This is a genomic window from Idiomarina tyrosinivorans, from assembly GCF_003987475.1.
Lineage (GTDB): Bacteria > Pseudomonadota > Gammaproteobacteria > Enterobacterales > Alteromonadaceae > Idiomarina > Idiomarina tyrosinivorans.
Genome location: NZ_PIQH01000006.1, coordinates 144,952 through 165,544 on the forward strand (window position 1 = coordinate 144,952; position 20,593 = coordinate 165,544).

Annotated in this window: 18 protein-coding genes and 5 tRNA genes; all 23 read right to left on the bottom strand. The window is 49.2% G+C overall.

What is annotated here, in order from left to right:
* Window positions 1-3: 3 nt before the first annotated feature.
* Window positions 4-4,032, bottom strand: coding sequence for a DNA-directed RNA polymerase subunit beta (rpoB, locus tag CWI84_RS07670; protein WP_126842006.1), 4,029 nt, complete (start codon window positions 4,030-4,032; stop codon window positions 4-6).
* 216 nt (window positions 4,033-4,248) lie between these two features.
* Complete coding sequence (gene rplL / locus CWI84_RS07675) at window positions 4,249-4,629, bottom strand: 50S ribosomal protein L7/L12 (RefSeq protein ID WP_126842007.1); 381 nt, start codon at window positions 4,627-4,629, stop codon at window positions 4,249-4,251.
* Window positions 4,630-4,682: 53 nt separating this feature from the next.
* Window positions 4,683-5,201, bottom strand: coding sequence for a 50S ribosomal protein L10 (gene rplJ / locus CWI84_RS07680; RefSeq protein ID WP_126842008.1), 519 nt, complete (start codon window positions 5,199-5,201; stop codon window positions 4,683-4,685).
* A 257-nt stretch (window positions 5,202-5,458) separates the two neighbouring features.
* Window positions 5,459-6,154, bottom strand: coding sequence for a 50S ribosomal protein L1 (gene rplA, locus CWI84_RS07685; RefSeq protein ID WP_126842009.1), 696 nt, complete (start codon window positions 6,152-6,154; stop codon window positions 5,459-5,461).
* A 3-nt stretch (window positions 6,155-6,157) separates the two neighbouring features.
* The gene (gene rplK, locus CWI84_RS07690) at window positions 6,158-6,586 is read right to left on the bottom strand and encodes a 50S ribosomal protein L11 (protein WP_126842010.1); all 429 of its coding nucleotides are present in this window, start codon (window positions 6,584-6,586) and stop codon (window positions 6,158-6,160) included.
* Between the two features lie 137 nt (window positions 6,587-6,723).
* Window positions 6,724-7,263, bottom strand: coding sequence for a transcription termination/antitermination protein NusG (nusG, locus tag CWI84_RS07695; RefSeq protein ID WP_126842011.1), 540 nt, complete (start codon window positions 7,261-7,263; stop codon window positions 6,724-6,726).
* Between the two features lie 2 nt (window positions 7,264-7,265).
* Window positions 7,266-7,646: a preprotein translocase subunit SecE gene (gene secE, locus CWI84_RS07700; protein ID WP_126842012.1), complete on the bottom strand. Its 381-nt coding sequence runs from the start codon at window positions 7,644-7,646 to the stop codon at window positions 7,266-7,268.
* Window positions 7,647-7,693: 47 nt separating this feature from the next.
* Window positions 7,694-7,770: transfer RNA gene (locus CWI84_RS07705), tRNA-Trp, on the bottom strand.
* A 182-nt stretch (window positions 7,771-7,952) separates the two neighbouring features.
* A complete protein-coding gene (tuf, locus tag CWI84_RS07710) occupies window positions 7,953-9,137 on the bottom strand; it encodes an elongation factor Tu (protein WP_126842001.1) in 1,185 nt (394 codons plus the stop codon).
* An 85-nt stretch (window positions 9,138-9,222) separates the two neighbouring features.
* Window positions 9,223-9,298, bottom strand: a tRNA-Thr gene (locus CWI84_RS07715).
* A 13-nt stretch (window positions 9,299-9,311) separates the two neighbouring features.
* Window positions 9,312-9,386: transfer RNA gene (locus CWI84_RS07720), tRNA-Gly, on the bottom strand.
* Between the two features lie 44 nt (window positions 9,387-9,430).
* Window positions 9,431-9,515, bottom strand: a tRNA-Tyr gene (locus CWI84_RS07725).
* Window positions 9,516-9,543: 28 nt separating this feature from the next.
* Window positions 9,544-9,619, bottom strand: a tRNA-Thr gene (locus tag CWI84_RS07730).
* Window positions 9,620-9,768: 149 nt separating this feature from the next.
* Window positions 9,769-11,067 carry an adenylosuccinate synthase gene (locus tag CWI84_RS07735; RefSeq protein WP_126842013.1) on the bottom strand — a complete coding sequence of 433 codons (1,299 nt, stop codon included), beginning with the start codon at window positions 11,065-11,067 and terminating at the stop codon, window positions 9,769-9,771.
* Between the two features lie 32 nt (window positions 11,068-11,099).
* A complete protein-coding gene (locus tag CWI84_RS07740) occupies window positions 11,100-12,254 on the bottom strand; it encodes an aminotransferase class V-fold PLP-dependent enzyme (RefSeq protein WP_126842014.1) in 1,155 nt (384 codons plus the stop codon).
* Window positions 12,255-12,317: 63 nt separating this feature from the next.
* A complete protein-coding gene (gene hflC / locus CWI84_RS07745; protein ID WP_126842015.1) occupies window positions 12,318-13,208 on the bottom strand; it encodes a protease modulator HflC in 891 nt (296 codons plus the stop codon).
* A complete protein-coding gene (gene hflK / locus CWI84_RS07750; protein WP_126842016.1) occupies window positions 13,205-14,386 on the bottom strand; it encodes an FtsH protease activity modulator HflK in 1,182 nt (393 codons plus the stop codon). The genes hflC and hflK overlap by 4 nt, the downstream gene beginning before the upstream one ends.
* A gap of 46 nt (window positions 14,387-14,432) precedes the next feature.
* On the bottom strand, window positions 14,433-15,734 hold the full coding sequence (gene hflX / locus CWI84_RS07755) for a ribosome rescue GTPase HflX (protein WP_126842017.1): 1,302 nt from the start codon (window positions 15,732-15,734) through the stop codon (window positions 14,433-14,435).
* A gap of 27 nt (window positions 15,735-15,761) precedes the next feature.
* On the bottom strand, window positions 15,762-16,019 hold the full coding sequence (gene hfq, locus CWI84_RS07760) for an RNA chaperone Hfq (protein WP_126842018.1): 258 nt from the start codon (window positions 16,017-16,019) through the stop codon (window positions 15,762-15,764).
* Between the two features lie 156 nt (window positions 16,020-16,175).
* Window positions 16,176-17,123: a tRNA (adenosine(37)-N6)-dimethylallyltransferase MiaA gene (gene miaA / locus CWI84_RS07765; RefSeq protein WP_126842019.1), complete on the bottom strand. Its 948-nt coding sequence runs from the start codon at window positions 17,121-17,123 to the stop codon at window positions 16,176-16,178.
* Complete coding sequence (gene mutL / locus CWI84_RS07770) at window positions 17,110-18,819, bottom strand: DNA mismatch repair endonuclease MutL (RefSeq protein WP_126842020.1); 1,710 nt, start codon at window positions 18,817-18,819, stop codon at window positions 17,110-17,112. Before mutL ends, miaA begins: the two co-directional genes overlap by 14 nt.
* Window positions 18,819-20,129 carry an N-acetylmuramoyl-L-alanine amidase gene (locus CWI84_RS07775; RefSeq protein WP_126842021.1) on the bottom strand — a complete coding sequence of 437 codons (1,311 nt, stop codon included), beginning with the start codon at window positions 20,127-20,129 and terminating at the stop codon, window positions 18,819-18,821. The genes mutL and CWI84_RS07775 overlap by 1 nt, the downstream gene beginning before the upstream one ends.
* A complete protein-coding gene (gene tsaE, locus CWI84_RS07780) occupies window positions 20,123-20,593 on the bottom strand; it encodes a tRNA (adenosine(37)-N6)-threonylcarbamoyltransferase complex ATPase subunit type 1 TsaE (RefSeq protein ID WP_126842022.1) in 471 nt (156 codons plus the stop codon). Before tsaE ends, CWI84_RS07775 begins: the two co-directional genes overlap by 7 nt.

Sequence of the window (20,593 nt, forward strand, 5' to 3'; positions counted from 1 at the left end):
TTACTAGCTCTGTTCCAGCTCAATATTGATACCCAGTGAACGGATTTCTTTCAGCAATACGTTGAAAGATTCCGGCATACCGGCATCCATTTGCAGATCGTTATCAACGATGTTTTTGTACATCTTCGTCCGACCATTAACGTCGTCCGATTTCACCGTTAACATTTCTTGCAAGGTATAAGCTGCACCGTATGCTTCCAGTGCCCAGACTTCCATCTCACCGAAGCGCTGACCACCGAACTGGGCTTTACCACCCAACGGTTGCTGAGTTACCAAGCTATAAGAACCGGTTGAACGGGCGTGCATCTTGTCATCAACCAAGTGGTTAAGTTTCAACATGTACATGTAACCCACGGTCACATCACGCTCAAATTTCTCACCGGTACGTCCGTCAAACAGTTTGATCTGCCCTGACTCTGGCAAGTCACCCAAGTTTAATAGTGCTTTAATTTCTTCTTCACGCGCACCATCAAAAACAGGCGTTGCTGTTGGTAAGCCAGCTTTCAGGTTTTCTGCCAAGCGCATCACTTCTTCATCGCTGAATTCGTCGATGTTGACTTCTTGGCGGCTTTCACCCAGATCATAAACTTTCTGCAAGAACTCGCGCAGTTCAGCGACTTTACGTTGTTGCACAAGCATTTTCTCAATCTTACGACCGATACCACGAGCAGCCATACCCAAGTGTGTTTCAAGGATCTGACCGATGTTCATCCGTGACGGTACACCCAGCGGGTTCAATACCAAGTCAACTGGATTACCTTCATCGTCATGCGGCATGTCTTCTACAGGAACGATGGTGGAAATAACACCTTTGTTCCCGTGACGACCGGCCAACTTATCACCGGGTTGAATGCGACGGCGAACGGCCAAGTAAACTTTAACAATCTTCAATACACCCGGCGCTAAGTCATCACCTTGAGTGATCTTGCGACGTTTAGTTTCGAATTTGTTGTCAAAGTCGGCACGAATTTCGTCGTACTGTTCGGCGATCTGCTCTAGCTGTTGCTGCGCAGATTCGTCACCTAAGTTTTGCGTCAACCACTTGCTGCGCTCAAGGCTAGCTAATTTGGCTTCATCGAAACCATTCGCTAACAACAAGTTGCGCGCACGGCTAAAGATACCCTCTTCAAGGATCTTAAATTCGTCAGTAAGATCTTTTTTCGCCTTCGCTACTTGCATCTCTTCAATCGCAATGGCGCGCTTGTCTTTCTCTACGCCGTCACGAGTGAATACCTGTACGTCAATAATCGTGCCGCTTACGCCGTTTGGCACACGCAGCGAACTGTCTTTAACGTCAGAGGCTTTCTCACCAAAGATGGCACGCAGTAGTTTTTCTTCCGGCGTCAGTTGGGTTTCGCCTTTTGGCGTTACTTTGCCAACAAGGATATCGCCACCATTAACTTCAGCGCCGATATAGACCACGCCTGCATCGTCCAATTTACCCAATGCTGACTCACCCACATTCGGGATGTCTGCAGTGATTTCTTCTGGACCCAGTTTGGTATCACGCGCAACACAGTTCAGTTCTTGAATGTGGATGGTCGTCATGCGGTCTTCTTGCACCACACGCTCCGAGATTAAGATCGAATCCTCGAAGTTGTAACCGTTCCACGGCATGAACGCCACGCGCATGTTTTGACCTAGTGCTAACTCACCTAAGTCGGTCGAAGGACCGTCGGCTAGCACGTCACCCAACATTACTGGTTCACCAGGATTAACCGTTGGCTTTTGGTTAATGCAGGTGTTCTGGTTAGAACGGGTATATTTGGTCAAGTTGTAGATGTCGATACCGGCTTCGCCAGGGATCATCTCTTCTTCATTCACTTTTACCACGATACGTGCCGCGTCGACATAATCGACGACACCGCCACGCTTCGCTACAACCGTTACCCCAGAGTCAACCGCTACCGTGCGTTCGATGCCAGTACCCACTAACGGCTTATCAGCACGCAATGTTGGCACCGCCTGACGCTGCATGTTCGAGCCCATCAAGGCACGGTTAGCATCGTCGTGTTCCAAGAATGGAATCAAACTTGCGGCAATTGACACGATCTGTTGCGGTGCAACGTCCATATATTGCACCTGATCTTTGGTCATCAGGGTAAATTCGTTTTTATGACGACAAGGCACTAGGTCATCGACCAGCTGGCCTTTTTCGTTCAGCTTAACGTTGGCCTGAGCGATAACATATTTGCCTTCTTCAATCGCTGACAAATAATCGACGTCATCAGTCACTTCACCGTTTTCGATACGGCGATAAGGTGTTTCTAAGAAGCCATACTCGTTGGTACGCGCAAACGTAGACAATGAGTTGATAAGGCCGATGTTTGGACCTTCCGGCGTCTCGATTGGACACACACGACCGTAGTGCGTTGGGTGTACGTCACGCACTTCGAAGCCAGCACGTTCACGCGTCAAACCACCTGGACCTAACGCTGAAATACGACGTTTGTGCGTCACCTCAGACAACGGGTTGTTCTGGTCCATAAACTGTGACAACTGGCTTGAACCGAAGAACTCTTTCACCGCAGCACTAATCGGTTTAGCGTTGATCAAGTCTTGCGGCATGATGGCGTCTAAGTCACCCAGTGACAAACGCTCCTTCACGGCACGTTCTACACGCACTAAGCCGACACGGAATTGGTTTTCCGCCATCTCACCGACAGAGCGGATACGACGGTTACCCAAGTGGTCAATATCATCCACTTCGTCAAGACCATTACGGATCTCGATAAGCTTGCGCATAACGTCGACGATATCGTCTGGCGATAAAGTGCCGTCACCGGTTAGATCATCACGACCTAAACGACGATTAAACTTCATCCGGCCTACCGTTGACAGGTCATAGCGGTCATCGCTGAAGAACAAATTCTCAAACAATGCTTCTGCCGCTTCCCGCGTTGGTGGTTCACCTGGACGCATCATGCGATAAATTTCGACCAATGCTTCGATACGGTTGCTTGACGGGTCAATTCGCATGGTTTCACTAATGTAAGGACCATGGTCAAGATCGTTCACGAACAAGGTTTCAAAGCGTTTGTGGCCTGCTTCACGAAGTTTCGCGATTAATTCAAGCGTCAACTCGTCGTTGGCAGCAGCAACCACTTCGCCAGTCTTTTTCTCGACATAGTCTTTCGCAAGGACTTTGCCGACCATGTATTCAATAGGCACTTCCATTTCGTCCACACCCAGCTTCTCAAGCTGTTTGATGTGACGAGCAGTGATACGGCGGCCTTTTTCGACAATCACTTCACCCTCTGGAGAAGCAATATCAAATTTCGCCGTTTCGCCGCGCAAGCGCTCAGGCACTAGCTGCATCATGACTTTGTTCTTCTTCACTTCAAAGTAAGTGGTTTCGAAGAACATTTCCAAGATTTGCTCAGTGCTGAAATCTAACGCGCGCAGAATGATCGACGCCGGTAATTTACGACGGCGGTCGATACGTACGAATACGTTGTCTTTCGGGTCGAATTCAAAATCCAGCCAAGAACCACGGTATGGAATAACGCGAGCGTTATAAAGTACTTTGCCCGAAGAATGCGTTTTACCGCGGTCGTGGTCAAAGAACACACCTGGTGAACGGTGAAGCTGAGACACAATCACTCGTTCAGTACCGTTGATAACAAAGGTACCATTCTCGGTCATGAGTGGAATTTCACCCATGTAAACTTCTTGCTCTTTAATGTCTTTGACAGTGCCAGCCGCAGCTTCTTTGTCAAATAACACTAAACGCAGTTTTACCCGCAGCGGAGCAGAGTACGTGATGCCACGGATTTGACATTCGTTAACGTCAAACGCCGGTTCACCGAGTTGGTAACTGACGTACTGCAATTCCGAATTACCGGAATAGCTGGCAATCGGGAATACCGAACGGAAAGCCGCTTCCAAACCATAGTTACCGTCAGGATCGGCTTCAACAAATTTTTTAAATGAATCAAGCTGTATAGACAGCAAGTAAGGCACTTCAAGCACGTGTGGACGTTTGCCAAAGTCCTTACGGATACGTTTTTTCTCAGAGTAGGAGTACGCCATGGGGTTCCTCAGCTAGCTGATTGATGACCCTAACCATCCGCTAATGATGGTTATTAACAGATGCGGATTGCATTCTGTCGATGCCGTTGTTGTTCTTGCGCGCTTGTATCCCAACAACAGGCGAAAAATGCTACAAGCTCTACAGCGCAAAAAGGCTGGTGACTTTTACGTCACCAGCCTGAGGCCTAAAAGGCCGTATGTCGTACCAAAGTTGAATTACTTAACTTCAACTTCCGCACCAGCTTCTTCAAGCTGCTTTTTCAGCTCTTCAGCTTCGTCTTTGCTTACGCCTTCTTTAACAGCTACTGGCGCTGATTCAACCATTGCTTTAGCTTCTTTCAAGCCAAGGCCAGTTGCGCCACGAACTGCTTTGATAGCAGCAACTTTGTTGCCACCAGCAGACTTCAGCATTACGTCAAATTCAGTTTTCTCTTCAGCTGCACCAGCGTCGCCGCCTGCTGCAGGACCCGCTGCTACTGCAACAGCAGCAGATGCGTCAACACCGAATTTCTCTTCAGCTGCTTCGATCAATTCAACCAGATCCATTACTGGCATTTCAGCGATCGCGTTCAAGATATCTTCTTTAGTCAGAGCCATTACTCTAAACTCCTGGGTTGATAATTACAAAAAAATGGTCAAAAACCAACGTCTTATTTAGCGTCTTTAATTGCTGCCAACGTACGCACAAATTTAGCAGGAACTTCGTTAACTGTACGAACGAACTTGCTAACAGGTGCTTTGAAGGTGGCCAACAATTTCGCCAATGCTTCATCACGAGTCGGAAGTGAAGCTACTGCGTCCAGTTTATCTGGACCCATTAAGCCATTACCGAGCGACAGTGCTGTAACCTGAAGGTTCTTGTTTTCTTTACCGAACTCTTTGAACAACCGCGCAGAAGCGCCAGGTGCGTCCAAAGAAAAACCGTAAATTAACGGACCTTTCAGGGCATCAGACATGCTGTCAAACTTTGTGCCTTCGAAAGCGCGTTTAGCAAGGGTGTTACGTACTACTTTAACAAACACACCTTGTTCACGAGCTTTACGACGCAACGCAGTCATATCGGCTACTTCGATGCCTCGATATTCAGCAACGGTGACGGCTAGCGCATTTGAAGCAACTTCGTTAACTTCCTTAACGATGGCTTTCTTTCCGGCTAAACCAATTGCCACTGATATCACCTCGTTTTCAATTTGGGACCGAAGTCCCTCGTTACAATTAGGTGGGCCAAACGAACCCACCGCGTTGTCACGGTGATTCTCTACCCAGAGAGTCTGAGCTGGATATCACCATCTGCGCAGGACATTAAGTGCCACAACTTTGCGATAAAGCTTACTGCGGTACACCTGCGGTCTTGGATGGGAGCAATACGAGACTAGTTTTGCTAGTTTCGCGGCAACTCCAACCCGAAAACCTTTACTACCAAGTTTTACGCCGAAGCGATAGAGCCTTGGTCGATACTTACACCAGCACCCATCGTAGTCGATAAGCTGATGCGTTTGATATATACACCTTTCGCTGATGAAGGCTTAGCTTTCTTCAGCGCGGCCAACAACGCTTCCAAGTTCTCTTTCAACTTGTCGTTGTCAAAATCTACTCGACCGATGGTCGCGTGGATGATGCCGTTTTTGTCGTTACGGTAGCGAACCTGACCCGCCTTCGCGTTTTTAACCGCGGTAGCAACGTCCGGAGTGACCGTACCTGTTTTAGGGTTTGGCATAAGGCCACGTGGACCTAAAATTTGACCCAACTGACCGACTACGCGCATTGCGTCAGGTGAAGCGACGACAACGTCAAAGTCCATCTCGCCTTTCTTCACTTTTTCTGCCAAATCTTCCATACCAACTACGTCAGCGCCCGCGGCTTTCGCTTTTTCAGCGTTGTCACCAGCGGTGAACACAGCAACGCGAACGTCACGACCGGTACCGTTTGGTAGTACGGTTGCACCACGAACGTTTTGGTCAGATTTACGTGCGTCGATACCAAGGTTAACAGACACGTCAACACTCTCGGTGAACTTCGCAGTCGCTAATTCTTTCAATAATGCCAACGCTTCGTTGACTTCGTAATCCCGCGCTTCAACTTTCTCGCGGATAAGGCGTGCACGTTTTGATAATTTAGCCATTGCTTAGCCCTCCACGTTCAAGCCCATCGCACGAGCAGAGCCGGCGATGGTATTTACTGCTGCGTCCAAACTGGCGGCAGTCAGGTCAGGTTCTTTCACTTTCGCAATTTCTTCTAATTGCGCACGCGTCACCGTACCCACTTTTTCAGTGTTAGGGCGACCAGAACCACTCTTGATACCCGCGGCTTTCTTCAACAAGAAAGAGGCAGGAGGAGTTTTAGTGATGAACGTGAACGAGCGGTCTTCAAAGACAGTGATTTCAACCGGTACTGGCGCGCCTTTTTCTAGGCTGTCAGTTTGCGCGTTGAACGCCTTACAGAATTCCATGATGTTCACACCGTGCTGACCCAACGCAGGACCAACAGGTGGAGACGGGTTAGCTGAACCAGCAGCTACCTGCAATTTGATGATGGCAGAGACTTTCTTCGCCATGATAGTTTCCTCTGTTGTGGGTTTAACGCCTCGTAAGTCCTCAGAGTGAACTTACTCAAACAGCTCCCCGTAATAAAAAGGACGCGAATTATAGAAGAATTCGCGTCTTCGATCAATAGCTATTGGACGATTTTTGATCAGGCTTTTTCTACCTGACCGAATTCCAATTCTACTGGTGTCGCCCGACCGAATATTGATACCGAGACTGTCACGCGACTTTTTTCATAATCCACTTCTTCGACCGTGCCGTTAAAGTCCGCAAACGGACCATCGTTAACCCGCACCACTTCACCTGGTTCGAACAATGTTTTCGGACGTGGCTTATCAGTGCTTTCTTGCAGACGGTTTAAGATAGCGTCAGCTTCTTTCTGAGTGATCGGCGTTGGACGGTCGCTGGTGCCACCGATGAAACCCAAAACTCGCGGCACACTTTTGATCAAGTGCCACGTTTCATCGTCCATAGCCATTTCCACTAGCACATAGCCAGGGAAGAATTTGCGCTCACTTTTGCGACGCTGACCAGCACGCATTTCTACGACTTCTTCGGTCGGAACCAAAATTTGGCCGAACTTATCTTCCATGCCGTGCATTTTGATGTATTCTTTCAGCGATTGAGCAACACGAGCTTCAAACCCCGAAAATGCTTGAACGACGTACCAACGTTTTTTATCACTCATGATTAAAACTCCAGCCCGGTGATAAAGCCAACGATACGTACCAGCACCGCATCAAGCCCCCACAAGATCAACGACATGATAACCGTTGCTACAACAACGATTAAGGTTGTCTGGGTGCTCTCTTGGCGCGTCGGCCACACCACTTTACGAACTTCAGTGCGACTCTCCTTGGCAAAACTAAGAAACTTCTGTCCCTTACCGGTGAAAGCCGCCAAAAATGCAGCAATACCAACCAAAACCACCACGCCAACTGCGCGTACTAATACCGAATATTGCTCTGCATAATAATGATTACCGCCAACGGCTGCGGCAAGCAGGATGATCACCAGAATCCATTTGAACCAATCCAGGGAACTGCTCCGCGTCTCTGTGTTTGCACTCATTCTATTCGTCCTACGTTACGACGTATTCACTCTTCCCATAAATAAACTGGCAGGGGTGGAGGGATTCGAACCCCCAACCGTCGGTTTTGGAGACCGCTGTTCTACCAATTGGAACTACACCCCTGCAATCCAACAACCTAGTTAAACTTTCATTTAAGGGGAGTTTAAGAGGCGATGGAATGGACGCGATATTATACCGATAACAAAACTCGACGCAAGCGCGTTCGTTAACCGTGTCCATTGCAGCGCTCGGGGTATAAAAAAGCCCGCGGTTAAGCGGGCTTCTTCAGTACTTAGCGTAAGTGCTTAGTCTAAGATTTTAGACACAACACCTGCACCTACTGTACGGCCACCTTCACGAATCGCGAAGCGTAAACCTTCGTCCATCGCGATTGGAGCAATCAGGTCTACAACAAATTTCAAGTTGTCACCTGGCATGACCATTTCTACGCCTTCTGGCAATTCTACTGCGCCCGTTACGTCTGTTGTACGGAAGTAGAACTGTGGACGATAGCCTTTAAAGAATGGCGTGTGACGGCCACCTTCTTCTTTGGTCAATACGTAGACTTCTGCTTCGAATTTCGTGTGCGGAGTGATTGTGCCTGGCTTCGCCAATACTTGGCCACGCTCTACTTCGTCACGCTTCGTACCACGCAACAACGCACCGATGTTCTCACCTGCACGACCTTCGTCTAGCAACTTACGGAACATCTCTACACCCGTTACGGTGGTCTTCGTAGTTTCTTTCATTCCTACGATTTCACACTCGTCACCCGTCTTAACGATTCCGCGCTCTACACGACCGGTTACTACCGTACCACGACCTGAAATCGAGAATACGTCTTCGATTGGCATGATGAACGGCTTGTCGATGTCACGCTCTGGCTCTGGGATGTATGAATCTAGCGCATCTGCCAATTCTACAATCTTCTTCGACCATTCTTCGTCGCCTTCCAACGCTTTCAACGCTGAGCCTTGGATAACTGGCAAGTCGTCGCCCGGGAAGTCGTACTCTGACAACAACTCACGAACTTCCATTTCTACCAATTCCAACAACTCTTCGTCGTCTACCATGTCACATTTGTTCATGAAGACTACGATGAACGGTACGCCTACCTGACGTGACAACAAGATGTGCTCACGCGTTTGTGGCATTGGGCCGTCTGTTGCCGCTACTACCAAAATCGCGCCGTCCATCTGCGCTGCACCGGTGATCATGTTTTTAACATAGTCAGCGTGTCCTGGGCAGTCTACGTGCGCGTAGTGACGTGCTGGGGTGTCATATTCTACGTGTGACGTCGAAATCGTGATACCACGCTCTTTCTCTTCTGGCGCGTTATCAATAGAGGCGAAGTCTTTCGCCGCACCGCCGTATACTTTTGCCAATACGGTAGTAATGGCAGCTGTCAGCGTAGTTTTACCGTGGTCAACGTGACCGATTGTACCGACGTTTACGTGCGGTTTCGAGCGTTCAAATTTTTCTTTAGACATAGCAGCCTCTCTAACGAACTTGCGGTGCAATTGCACCAGTGCAATGTATGGTATTACCTAATCATTGAGGGAGCACACGTAGAAATGGTGCTGATAGGCGGATTTGAACCGCCGACCTCACCCTTACCAAGGGTGCGCTCTACCAACTGAGCTATATCAGCACTGGGAATTTGTTGGAGCGGGTAGTGGGAATCGAACCCACGTCATCAGCTTGGAAGGCTGAGGTAATAGCCACTATACGATACCCGCTTACCAATTATTATGGGCCACCTCAAACCATGAGAAAATTGCAGTGGTGGAGGGGGCAGGATTCGAACCTGCGAAGGCGGAGCCGTCAGATTTACAGTCTGATCCCTTTGGCCACTCGGGAACCCCTCCCCGAATAAAACGTCTGCAATTTTTAAATTGGTGCCGGCAGAGAGAGTCGAACTCCCGACCTACTGATTACAAGTCAGTTGCTCTACCAGCTGAGCTATGCCGGCACCCCGGTTAGGTGGAGCGCATTCTATTGTATCGATTTTGGTGATGCAATAGATAAACCCAATTTTTTTCTTAATTCGGTGCTGATTGGTTACTTTTTAACACAGTCGTTGGGATTTTACCCAAATTTTGGGTATTTACCAGCGCCTTATTAGTCGTTAAATGGGTGTCGTAAAACAATGGTTTCAGCACGATCAGGTCCGGTCGAAATAATATCAACAGGAACGCCGGTCATCGCTTCAATCCGCGCGATATACGCTAACGCTTCGGTTGGCAACTGGCTGTGCTCTGTTAGACCTACCGTGCTGCCTTTCCAACCTGGCAAGGTCTCGTATACTGGCTCAACCACATCGTAGTCTTCCGCAGCTAGCGGTGGATACTCGCTCACAGAGCCGTCTTGTTGACGATAGCCGATGCAGATTTTCAGTTCATCTAGGCCGTCTAGAACGTCTAACTTGGTTAAACAGAAGCCGCTAACAGAGTTAATCTGCACGGCACGACGCATAGCAACGGCATCCAGCCAACCGGTACGGCGTTTGCGGCCAGTGGTGGCGCCAAACTCATGACCTTTTTCGCCAAGGTGTTGGCCGACATCACAATCTAGCTCGGTCGGGAACGGACCACTCCCCACTCGAGTGGTGTATGCCTTAACAATGCCCAACACATAGTCGATGTAACGTGGGCCGAAGCCTGCGCCAGTCGCTACTCCGCCTGCAGTTGTATTTGATGATGTTACATAGGGGTAGGTGCCGTGGTCGATATCGAGCAACGTCCCTTGCGCGCCCTCAAACATGACTCGCTCACCTTTCTTCCGTGCTTGATCAAGCAACGTTGGTACGTCAGCAATCATTGGTTTAAGGATTTTGGCGAATTCGCGGCACTGCTGCAGCACTTGATCATAATCAATCGCGTCTGCTTTATAATATTGGGTCAGGGTAAAGTTGTGATATTCGACCACTTCTTTGAGTTTTTGGGCAAAGCGTTGTTCATTGAACAGATCGCCGACGCGAAGACCACGACGCGCGACTTTGTCCTCATAGGCTGGACCAATTCCGCGCCCGGTGGTACCGATCGCTTCTTTACCTCGTGCGGTTTCACGCGCTTGGTCTAAAGCAATGTGGAAAGGCAAAATTAACGGACAGGCTTCGCTCACTAGCAGGCGCTCGCGAACAGGCACGTTGCGCGCTTCCAACATCTCAAGTTCGTCTAACAATGCTGCCGGAGATAGCACCACACCGTTACCAATAATACAACGCACATTGTCGCGCAAAATGCCCGATGGAATGAGGTGTAATACAGTCTTTTCACCGTTAATGACAAGCGTGTGTCCAGCATTATGACCACCTTGGTAGCGTACTACCCAGTTAGCTTTGTCCGTGAGTAAGTCAACGATTTTTCCTTTTCCTTCGTCACCCCATTGAGTGCCGAGGATCACCACATTTTTGCCCATTTTTACCCCGCGTAAAAAAACGAGTTGCGATTCTACCCTTTTATTTGACGATAGTCATCAGGTCGCTGATACGGCGCAAACCCGAAACGTAATCGCTTGCCTCGATGATCGGTTAATACTTTTTGTGATTTCAAGCGCTTAGAAAGTTCTTGTACTTGTTCTTCGGTATCAAATTCAAAGGCGAAAAAATGACCGTGCGGTTGGTTTTGCCGGTACAGCAAATGATCGCGATTCAGCAATGGGTGCCGTAACTGGTCAATGTGTTGTAAAAACGCCTGCTGTAATTGCTCAATATACTGGTGTTGTTTTGCCACGGTTATGCCGTCGCGTTGCCACCATTCTAACACAGCGATCAGCCGATACATGGCAGTGTAATCCATGGTTGAGCCGGCAAAACGAAAACCATTGTCGGCGTACTCTACACGCTGCTGTTGCGCTTTTTCCAGGTTAGCAAAATCTGCGTACCAGCCAGTGTATTCCGGTCGCATTTTTGTGCCTTTGGGCACCGACATAAAACAGGCACCCTCACCCGCCTGCAGATATTTATACCCACCTGCTAAATAAAAAATGCGATCAGCAACATTAGCTAAGTCGGTGGGTAGCGCGCCGCAACCATGATAGCCATCTATCACCACCACGGTCTCGTCACTCACCTCATCAAGCCACTGTTCAACCCACGGCGCGACAAAACCTGAGTTAAAAAATACTTGGCTGATAAAAATCACATCATAGTGACTGCGCTTTACGGCTTCTTGCCAGCGCTGTGGAAAACTGTCAATGGGGTCACAAGCCACGCGATCGATAGTCACTGTTTCGCGTTCCTGAAGCCGTAGCGCTTGACGGCGGAAACTGTGAAATTCGCTGTCGGTGGTCAATATTCGTAGCGGCTGGCTCGGTGCAAAACAGCTAAGAATACGATAAAGCAGTTCGTGAGTATTACTGGCAAAAACCCACTGCTCCGGATAAGGATGATTAACCAACTCTGACAGTAATTGTTGTGCGCGTCGCAGGCGTTCGCCTAACACTACATTCCATTTATCATCTACCCACTTTGCGGAGTCCAGCCAGTATTGCTGGTGTCCAGCAAGCGTCACGTCAGGCCAATAATGGTGGCTATGGGGAGCACAATGCAACTCCCCTTGGTGATGCTGCAAAAACTCACGATAATTCGCACGTAAATCTTTCATTATTTATCCATTAAAAATAAAAAGGAGCGCCGTAGCACCCCTTTTACCGTCAGATTCTGAGGCTTATTTAACTTCGCCTTTAAGGTCATTTAAGTAGCGGAAAAAGTCGCTATTAGCGTCTAACACTAATATGTCACCATTGCCATTAAATGATTTGCTGTAGGCTTGCATACTGCGTAAGAACGAGAAGAACTCGGGATCTTTCTTGTATGCATTGGCATAAATTTCTGCCGCTTCTGCATCACCTTCTCCGCGAATAGTCCTTGACTTACGTTTGGCATCCGCAATCATCACCGTGACACGGGCATCGACATCGGCGCGAATGAACTCCGCCTGCGCACGACCCTCTGAACGATGTTCTGTCGCCACCGCTTGCCGCTCAGCCCTCATACGACGATAGATTGACTGGCTGACCTCATCAGGCAAGTTAATCTGCATCACGCGCACATCAACCACTTCGATACCTAATTCACTCGCGCTCTTAGCCCCCTTAATAAGCGCTTCGCGCATGAGCTCGTCACGTTCGCCGGAAACGATATCGGTGATCGTACGGTTACCAAATTCGCTGCGCAAGCCGCTATTAATACGTCGCGTCAGCAGTGCTTCGGCTTGTAATAGATTACCACCATTAGTGGACAGGTAGAACTTAGCAAAGTCTCGGATCCGCCACATCACATAGGTATCGACGATCAAATCCTTTTTCTCGCTAGTCACGAAACGGTCAGGGTCGCCGTCCAACGTTTGCAAACGAGCATCCAAACGTTTCACTTTTTCAATCAATGGAATTTTAAAATGCAATCCGGGGCCAAACACTACAGTCTCGTTGGAGACTGCATTACGCTCAACCTTGCCGAATTGTATAACAATGGCTCGTTCGCCCTCTTTCACCACGAAAACCGATGAGAAACCTAGTACCACCAGCACAACAATTAAAATGCCGATTAAATTTTTCATAGGTTCCTCCCGTTGCCACGACGGCTTGAGCGCCCGGTATCATTCTCTGGTGTGGGGCTATTTTGCCCGGTCATGTTACCCGAAGTAGGAATTTTAACATCAGGAATTACACTGCTCTCTTGTGCAGACCCACGTTGCTTCTCTAAGATTTTGTCCAACGGCAAGTAGAACATGTTGTCGCTGCCTTTTACGTCCACCAAGACTTTCGGTGTCTTCGCATAAAGGTCTTGCAAGGTATCAATATAGATACGCTCGCGCGTCACTTTCGGCGCGGCTTTGTACTGCGGCAATAACGCTTCAAAACGTGCCACTTCACCTTGTGCCTCGAGGGTTATTTGCTCTTTATAAGCCTGCGCTTCTTGCAACATACGGCGCACTTGACCACGAGCTAGCGGTTCTATTTCACGCGCATAGGCTTCAGCTTCGCGAATGAAGCGTTCTTCATCCTCTTGTGCGGCAATGGCATCATCGAATGCATCTTTCACCTCTTCCGGCGGCCGTGCTGGCAGTAAGTTAACGTCAACAATCTGGAAACCTAAGTTGTAGGACTCTGTGATTTCTTCAATCTTTTCCAGCGTTTTAGCGCGCACTTCTTCCCGACCCGTAGTCAAAACTTCATCCATTGTGGTATGGCCGATAACATAGCGTAGGGCGCTGTCTGTGGCGCGTGCTAATACGGCATCGGCGTTATCTACTGCATAAAGATAATCGCGTGGGTCAATAACACGGTACTGTACATCCAACTGTACCATCACCACGTTCTCATCTTGGGTGAGCATGAAGCCGTCGGTACGGTCAGAACGTACGTTATTAACGTCGACAGGTGTTACGGTATCAACGAATACAGGTCGCCAATGTAAGCCAGGTTCAACCAGCGATTCGAATTGTCCAAAGCGCAGTACTACACCTCGCTCGGCTTCACGAATGGTATAAAAGCCGGCGATAAACCAGACAATGACAGCAAGGATAACGATAATACCGATACCCTTTAACGGAATTCCGCTGCCACCATTACCACCACTGCCATTTCCGCGCTTACCGTTACCGCCAAGACCTAATTTAGCGAATAATTTGCGAACGGCTTCGTCAATATCTGGGGGACCTTGATCACGTCCGCCTTGGTTTTTCCATGGATCACGATCATTATTTTGACCGTTCCCCGGTTGATTCCAGGCCATTGATTGCTCCAACAAGTTTATGAAATCGATTTGCTATTTATTATTCTTAGTGTTCTGTCGGCGACGGTTCAATCAAGTCGTTGAGACAATGATCAAACTGCTTATCTAGGCGTTTCCAATCCACCGCCGAGAGACGCACGTGCATGGCTATTTGCCCCGCATCGTCTACGTGCTCATCGGTGACACTATTCATTTGGTACAATGTACCACGAAGTTTGCCCATAGAGGGGGGTAATTTTAGGGTTAGCTCCACCATCTGCGGACCCAGCCGCTCACGGATTGCTTGCTCGATGAGCGCTAATCCAATGCCATGTTGCGCAGAAACCCACACTCTTATCGGCTGCTTCTCATCATCATAGTCTATTCGCGCCGTTGCATCGTCAACACAATCAATTTTGTTACAAATCATCAATTGCGGTACTTCATCGGCATCAATTTCCTCTAATACCTCTTGCACCTGCTCGATATTTTGTTGCTGTTGTTCGTCACTGACATCAACGACATGCAGTAATAATTCGGCCTCTTGTACCTCTTGCAACGTCGCTTTAAAGGCCGCGACTAGATCATGGGGCAAATGGCGAATAAATCCAACCGTGTCAGCAAAGATAACGTCACCCACATCCTCAATATAATGTTTGCGTAGCGTTGGATCCAAGGTTGCAAACAATTGGTCGGCCGCATAAACACTTGCTTCTGTCATGCGATTGAACAATGTCGACTTGCCAGCATTGGTATAACCTACCAAGGATACTGTCGGTACTTCTGCTCGGCGTCGGGCGCGGCGCCCCTGTTCGCGCTGCTTCTGCACACGTTCTAGACGGCGTAAGATATTTTTAATCCGCCCTCTAATTAAGCGTCTATCCGTTTCCAACTGGGTTTCACCCGGACCACGCAAGCCGATCCCGCCTTTTTGCCGTTCTAAGTGCGTCCAGCCTCTTACTAGCCGCGTGGAGATATGGCGTAACTGGGCGAGCTCAACCTGCAATTTACCCTCGTGAGTTCGTGCCCGTTGCGCAAAGATATCTAAGATAAGCCCGGTGCGGTCCAACACTCGGCATTCACAAATTTTTTCGAGGTTACGTTCTTGGGTTGGGGATAACGCGTGATTAAAAATCACAACATCGGCATGGTGCTGTTTTACCTGCCACGCGATTTCTTCTGCCTTGCCGGAACCGACAAAGTATTTGGGTGACGGCGCGCTACGCGAGCCGGTCACCACCGCTAGCGTTTCTACGCCAGCAGAATTCGCTAGGAGCTGTAATTCAGAGAGGTCTTCTCGATCAACTTCAGCAGGAAGGTCCACATGAACCAAAATGGCGGTATCACCGCCTTCATAACGATCAAACAACCTGTAAAGACCTCCCCTACTGGTTAATTACTCTTCCCCGGTTTCCATTCCATGCGCGCCATTTTGTGGCAAATAATTTTGTGGGATGCGAGCAGGTACAACCGTCGAGATAGCATGTTTATATACCATCTGACTCACCGTGTTTTTCAGCAAAACGACAAATTGGTCGAACGACTCAATCTGCCCTTGCAACTTAATCCCGTTGACTAAATAAATCGAGACAGGGACACGTTCCCGTCGTAATGCATTTAGGAAGGGGTCCTGTAGTGTTTGTCCCTTAGCCATGGAGTTTTCCTTTTTGTTTTCATTGTTAGTAGGGTCAGGCCAATCATTCTCACCCTAGACGATCAAAAAATTTTTGCAACTAAATTAGAGACATTGCTACGATTTTGCTGACAAAAAGGATCTGGGGACAGGGCTCTTATTAATCAACCGCTTGCGCTATAAAAATTTATAGCCCGGTTGCTGCAAGCGCTCTGATATTATCGCCATATTATCGCTAGCAGCGGTCGTCAGCCACGTCACATCTGGCCAACCGCGCAGCCACGTCAACTGCCTTTTCGCCAACTGCCGAGTAGCGATGATACCGCGCTCCCGCATTTGTTGATAATCCAATTCGCCAGCTAAATACTGCCACATCTGTCGGTATCCGACACTGCGAATGGCCGGGAGTTCACTGTGTAAGTCGGGGCGCTGATAAAGTGCTTCGACTTCTTGTTGAAAAGGCTGTGCCAGCATTTGGTCAAAGCGCTCAGCGATGCGTTGGTGGAGCACATCGCGCTGACGTGGTGCAATAGCGAACTGGTACACCGGATACGCTAGCTGACCACTGCGTTGTTGAGTCAACGCTGTTAGCGTTTTCCCCGTCAACATATACACCTCCAACGCCCGTGTTATGCGTTGTGGATCATTTTGGTGAATACGTTCTGCGCTAACGGGATCGAGCGCTTGTAGGCGTTGATGCAATACCTCTAAACCTTTTTGCGTTATCTCTTGATTCAGTTGTGCGCGTATTTCTGGGTCTGCTTGTGGTAGCTGCGATAACCCCTCCAACAACGCTTTGTAATACAGCATGGTGCCACCCACCAATATCGGCTGTTTACCACGTGCGAGCACATCTTCTACACAGCGCAGTGCATCGCGTTGAAAATCTGCAGCGGAATAGCTTTCTGCTGGATCACAGATGTCAATCAGATGATGTGGCGCACGTTGTTGTTCTGCGTCACTGGGCTTCGCCGTGCCAATATCCATGCCTTGGTAAACCAGTGCTGAATCGACAGAGATAATTTCGCCTTGTAACTGTTCTGCCAGTTGCAAAGAAAGTTCCGTTTTTCCCGCCGCTGTTGGACCATATAAGCAGATCACTGCCGGCCTATCAGTGAGCTGCATCAGTAACCTCCGGAGTCGCCAATGGCTGTAGCCATTGCTGCGGCGCACCTTGCTGCTGCCATTCAATCACCAGTTGTTCTGCCTCGGTGGTGCTCATGGTAAGCGGCGGTTGGCGTTGTAGTAACCACTGGCATAGCTGTTCTGGGTCGTTACTGAGCCGCTGCCATTGCTTGACTAAATCGGCAATCATTGCAGGCACGTCGCTGCGACGAAGCATCTGCGGTACATGGCTAATGACTACTGAGCGGCCTTCTTGGCGCGCATGAATACCCAAGCGCTCCATCGCTAAACGATCAATTGCGGTAAATTCTCGTGCCAATTCCACGTTCAATTTCACTGGCACCAATAGCGGTTGCCCGGCTAAGCCATGGTCGACAGAACGGCGCAGCTTGTGCGCCTGGCTATCTCGGTAAAGCGGCCAAAGGTCCAAGTATGCTAATTGCTCTTGCTGGTCAATCAGCAGTGCAAAACGCTGTTGGATAACACGCAATACCTGCCAGCGGTGGTCAGCCTGTTGCCGCTCTTGCTGCGGTACTAATTGGCGCCAATCCCCTTGGCTAGCCGGTCGACTCGGCGCTGCATTGGGCAGCAGCGGCGAGCGCGGCTTAGGAATATCTGCGGTAGCCGGTAAGGCGTCATTATCGTGACTGTGGTAGTGATGCCCAGCTTCTGTAACCAGTGCTGCACTTGGATCTTGTTCAACCGCTTGTAACCCATGCCGCACTTGCTGTAACAACCAATCATGCACCTGCCGAGCTTGATGAAAACGCACTTCATGCTTGGCTGGGTGAACGTTGACGTCCACCTGCTCCGCTGGCAAGCGTAAAAATAACACATAAGTAGGGACTTTCTCGTCTATCAACCAAGGCTCGTAGGCTTGCCGCAGCGCGTGTGCTAAAAGTTTGTCGCGCATCATTCGACCATTCACAAAAAAGTACTGTACGTCGGGTTGATGTCGACAACCCGCCGATGGTGCGAACCAGCCCTCTAGATGATAACCCTGAGATTCAACGCTAATCCTTTGTGCCTGCTCCGCAAACAAGGAACCACAGAGTTTTGCTAAACGCTGCTGACGCTGTTTGGGCGTGTTAGCGATCGGCAGTTGGCGAACTAATTGCTGGTTGTGACGCAGTTGAAAGCTAACGTCAAAACGACTTAAGGCTATTCGCTTAACCATTTCATCAATGTGGCCAAACTCGGTCTTGTCGGTGCGCAAAAACTTGCGCCTTGCGGGTGTGTTAAAAAATAAATCGCTAATATCGATGGTGGTTCCATCTGGATGCGCCGCCGGCTCAATTTGGGCTTGCATGTCACGGCCATTAGTCCAAGCTTGCCATGCCTGCTGTTGCGCCGCAGGTTTCGAGGTTAATACTAAACGCGACACCGAACTCATACTGGCCAAGGCTTCGCCACGAAAACCTAAGCTATAAATCGCTTCTAAGTCATCCAGCGTAGAAATTTTACTGGTGGCATGGCGCGCCAGAGCCAGTGCTAGTTCGTCTTTTGCAATGCCGCTGCCATTGTCGCGGACACGAATGCGCTTGCGCCCTCCGGCCTCAATATCAATCACGATTTCGGTCGCGCCAGCATCTAGGCTATTTTCGATCAGCTCTTTGACCACCGAGGCTGGCCGTTCGACCACTTCTCCGGCGGCAATTTGGTTGGCTAATTCGACGGGTAATTGGCGAATCGACATCAACGACTCGGAATGTCTAAAGTTTGCCCAATGTATAGCGTCGAACTTTTTAAGTTATTACGCTTTTTAATGGCCGCAACCGAGGTGCCATAACGCTCTGCTAACTCGGACAAAGAATCACCTGACTTCACTTTATACGGAATGTCCTGCTGTTTAGCCAAGTACGTGCCGTCTATGGGATGTTCAATAAAGTAACGCCGAATCCCTTGATATATCGCCCGTGCCAATTTTTGCTGATGGCCGTTACTGCTCAGCAGACGCTCTTCTCTCGGATTAGAAATAAATCCCGTTTCCACCAATATCGACGGTCGATCAGGCGACTTCAATACCGCCAAGCTAGCTGCCTGAGGACGGCGTTTGTGCATCTCAGTCACTTCACGCAACTCTCCGATGACGGCATTTGCTGCCGCATACCCTCCAGCCATTGAGCTATCCATCGACATATCAAGCAGCGCTCTAGCTAGGTACGGCTCAGCTTCCCGATCTTCCAAAATCTCCGACGCCCCACCCAGTAATTCTGAGTGGATCTCACGCGATTCTAGCCATCGACCGATTTCACTATCTGCGCGACGTTTTGACAGCACCCATACAGAGGCACCGCTAGGTTCAGGCGAGGTAAACGCATCAGCATGCACTGAAACGAAAATGTCTGCATTCGCTTCGCGTGCTTTTTCCGTTCTTTCGTCCAGTCCAACATAGTAGTCCCCACTGCGAATAAGGTATGCCTGCATGCCTGGATCACTATTAATGAGTGCAGCTAAGGCTTTTGCAATGGGTAACACGACACCTTTTTCGTACGTCCCCCGCGGGCCGATAGAGCCGGGATCATCACCACCATGGCCCGCGTCCACCGCTACCGTAATTTTTCGGTCTTTTAACTGTGCCACAGATTTGGCAGGGCCAGAACGTTCTATCGACTTACCGGGTAAATCAACAACCAAGCGGTCGCCATAGGTATCGTTAGCGGGCAAGGCAAAAATTTCTGGGTCGGATTTCTGATCCAACTCAATAACAATACGACTGCTGTCGGCATATTGCGGAGTGCTGGTACGGACCTTCTTTACCAGTAAGGAATCGTTCGCAATGCCCTGCAGCTTAGCTTTGAGCTGCGCATTGCGGAAATCAATGACAACCCGGTATGGGTGCTTTTGATACAAGGTAAAATAGCTAAATTCGGGGGCTTCACTGAGGTCAAAAACGATCCGCGTTTTGTCCGGCGACGGCCATACCCGGACACCCTCAATACGGTTGTCCGCAAACGCAGAACAAGACACAGCAACCAGTAGCAGCAACAAAAAACGTTTTAACATAACCTTTGTACTATCTGTTTACCTACGTTGGACAAGGCGGCCATTGTCACCACCCGCCCTTCACCGCTAAATGCAATATCGATGACCACGTCCGGGTCAGGAAGCACGCCCTGACCGCGTTGCGGCCATTCAATAAAATTGATGGTATCTTCCGCAAAATACTCACGAATCCCCATGAATTCAAGCTCTTCCGCATCACCGAGGCGATATAAATCGAAATGGTGTAAACGCCACCCTGCCAGTTCGTACGGTTCGACCAGCGTATAGGTTGGACTTTTAACGGCACCTTGATGACCCAAACCCCGCAAAACACCGCGAGTAAAGGTCGTTTTTCCAGCACCCAACTCACCCCTCAGGTGTGTCACTGTAGGGTGCGATAGGTGCTGGGCAAATTGCTTTGCCAGCGCCAGCAAGGCAGCTTCATTGGGCGCTTCAAATTGTCGTGATACTAAGACGTTCGACAT

Bases quoted from the DNA above. Each gene is read 5' to 3' on its own strand.
- rpoB (WP_126842006.1), bottom strand. From the start codon at position 4,032: ATGGCGTACTCCTACTCTGAGAAAAAACGTATCCGTAAGGACTTTGGC.
- rplL (WP_126842007.1), bottom strand. From the start codon at position 4,629: ATGGCTCTGACTAAAGAAGATATCTTGAACGCGATCGCTGAAATGCCA.
- rplA (WP_126842009.1), bottom strand. From the start codon at position 6,154: ATGGCTAAATTATCAAAACGTGCACGCCTTATCCGCGAGAAAGTTGAA.
- rplK (WP_126842010.1), bottom strand. From the start codon at position 6,586: ATGGCGAAGAAAGTCTCTGCCATCATCAAATTGCAGGTAGCTGCTGGT.
- nusG (WP_126842011.1), bottom strand. From the start codon at position 7,263: ATGAGTGATAAAAAACGTTGGTACGTCGTTCAAGCATTTTCGGGGTTT.
- secE (WP_126842012.1), bottom strand. From the start codon at position 7,646: ATGAGTGCAAACACAGAGACGCGGAGCAGTTCCCTGGATTGGTTCAAA.
- tuf (WP_126842001.1), bottom strand. From the start codon at position 9,137: ATGTCTAAAGAAAAATTTGAACGCTCGAAACCGCACGTAAACGTCGGT.
- CWI84_RS07735 (WP_126842013.1), bottom strand. From the start codon at position 11,067: ATGGGCAAAAATGTGGTGATCCTCGGCACTCAATGGGGTGACGAAGGA.
- CWI84_RS07740 (WP_126842014.1), bottom strand. From the start codon at position 12,254: ATGAAAGATTTACGTGCGAATTATCGTGAGTTTTTGCAGCATCACCAA.
- hflC (WP_126842015.1), bottom strand. From the start codon at position 13,208: ATGAAAAATTTAATCGGCATTTTAATTGTTGTGCTGGTGGTACTAGGT.
- hflK (WP_126842016.1), bottom strand. From the start codon at position 14,386: ATGGCCTGGAATCAACCGGGGAACGGTCAAAATAATGATCGTGATCCA.
- hfq (WP_126842018.1), bottom strand. From the start codon at position 16,019: ATGGCTAAGGGACAAACACTACAGGACCCCTTCCTAAATGCATTACGA.
- miaA (WP_126842019.1), bottom strand. From the start codon at position 17,123: ATGCAGCTCACTGATAGGCCGGCAGTGATCTGCTTATATGGTCCAACA.
- mutL (WP_126842020.1), bottom strand. From the start codon at position 18,819: ATGTCGATTCGCCAATTACCCGTCGAATTAGCCAACCAAATTGCCGCC.
- CWI84_RS07775 (WP_126842021.1), bottom strand. From the start codon at position 20,129: ATGTTAAAACGTTTTTTGTTGCTGCTACTGGTTGCTGTGTCTTGTTCT.
- tsaE (WP_126842022.1), bottom strand. From the start codon at position 20,593: ATGTCGAACGTCTTAGTATCACGACAATTTGAAGCGCCCAATGAAGCT.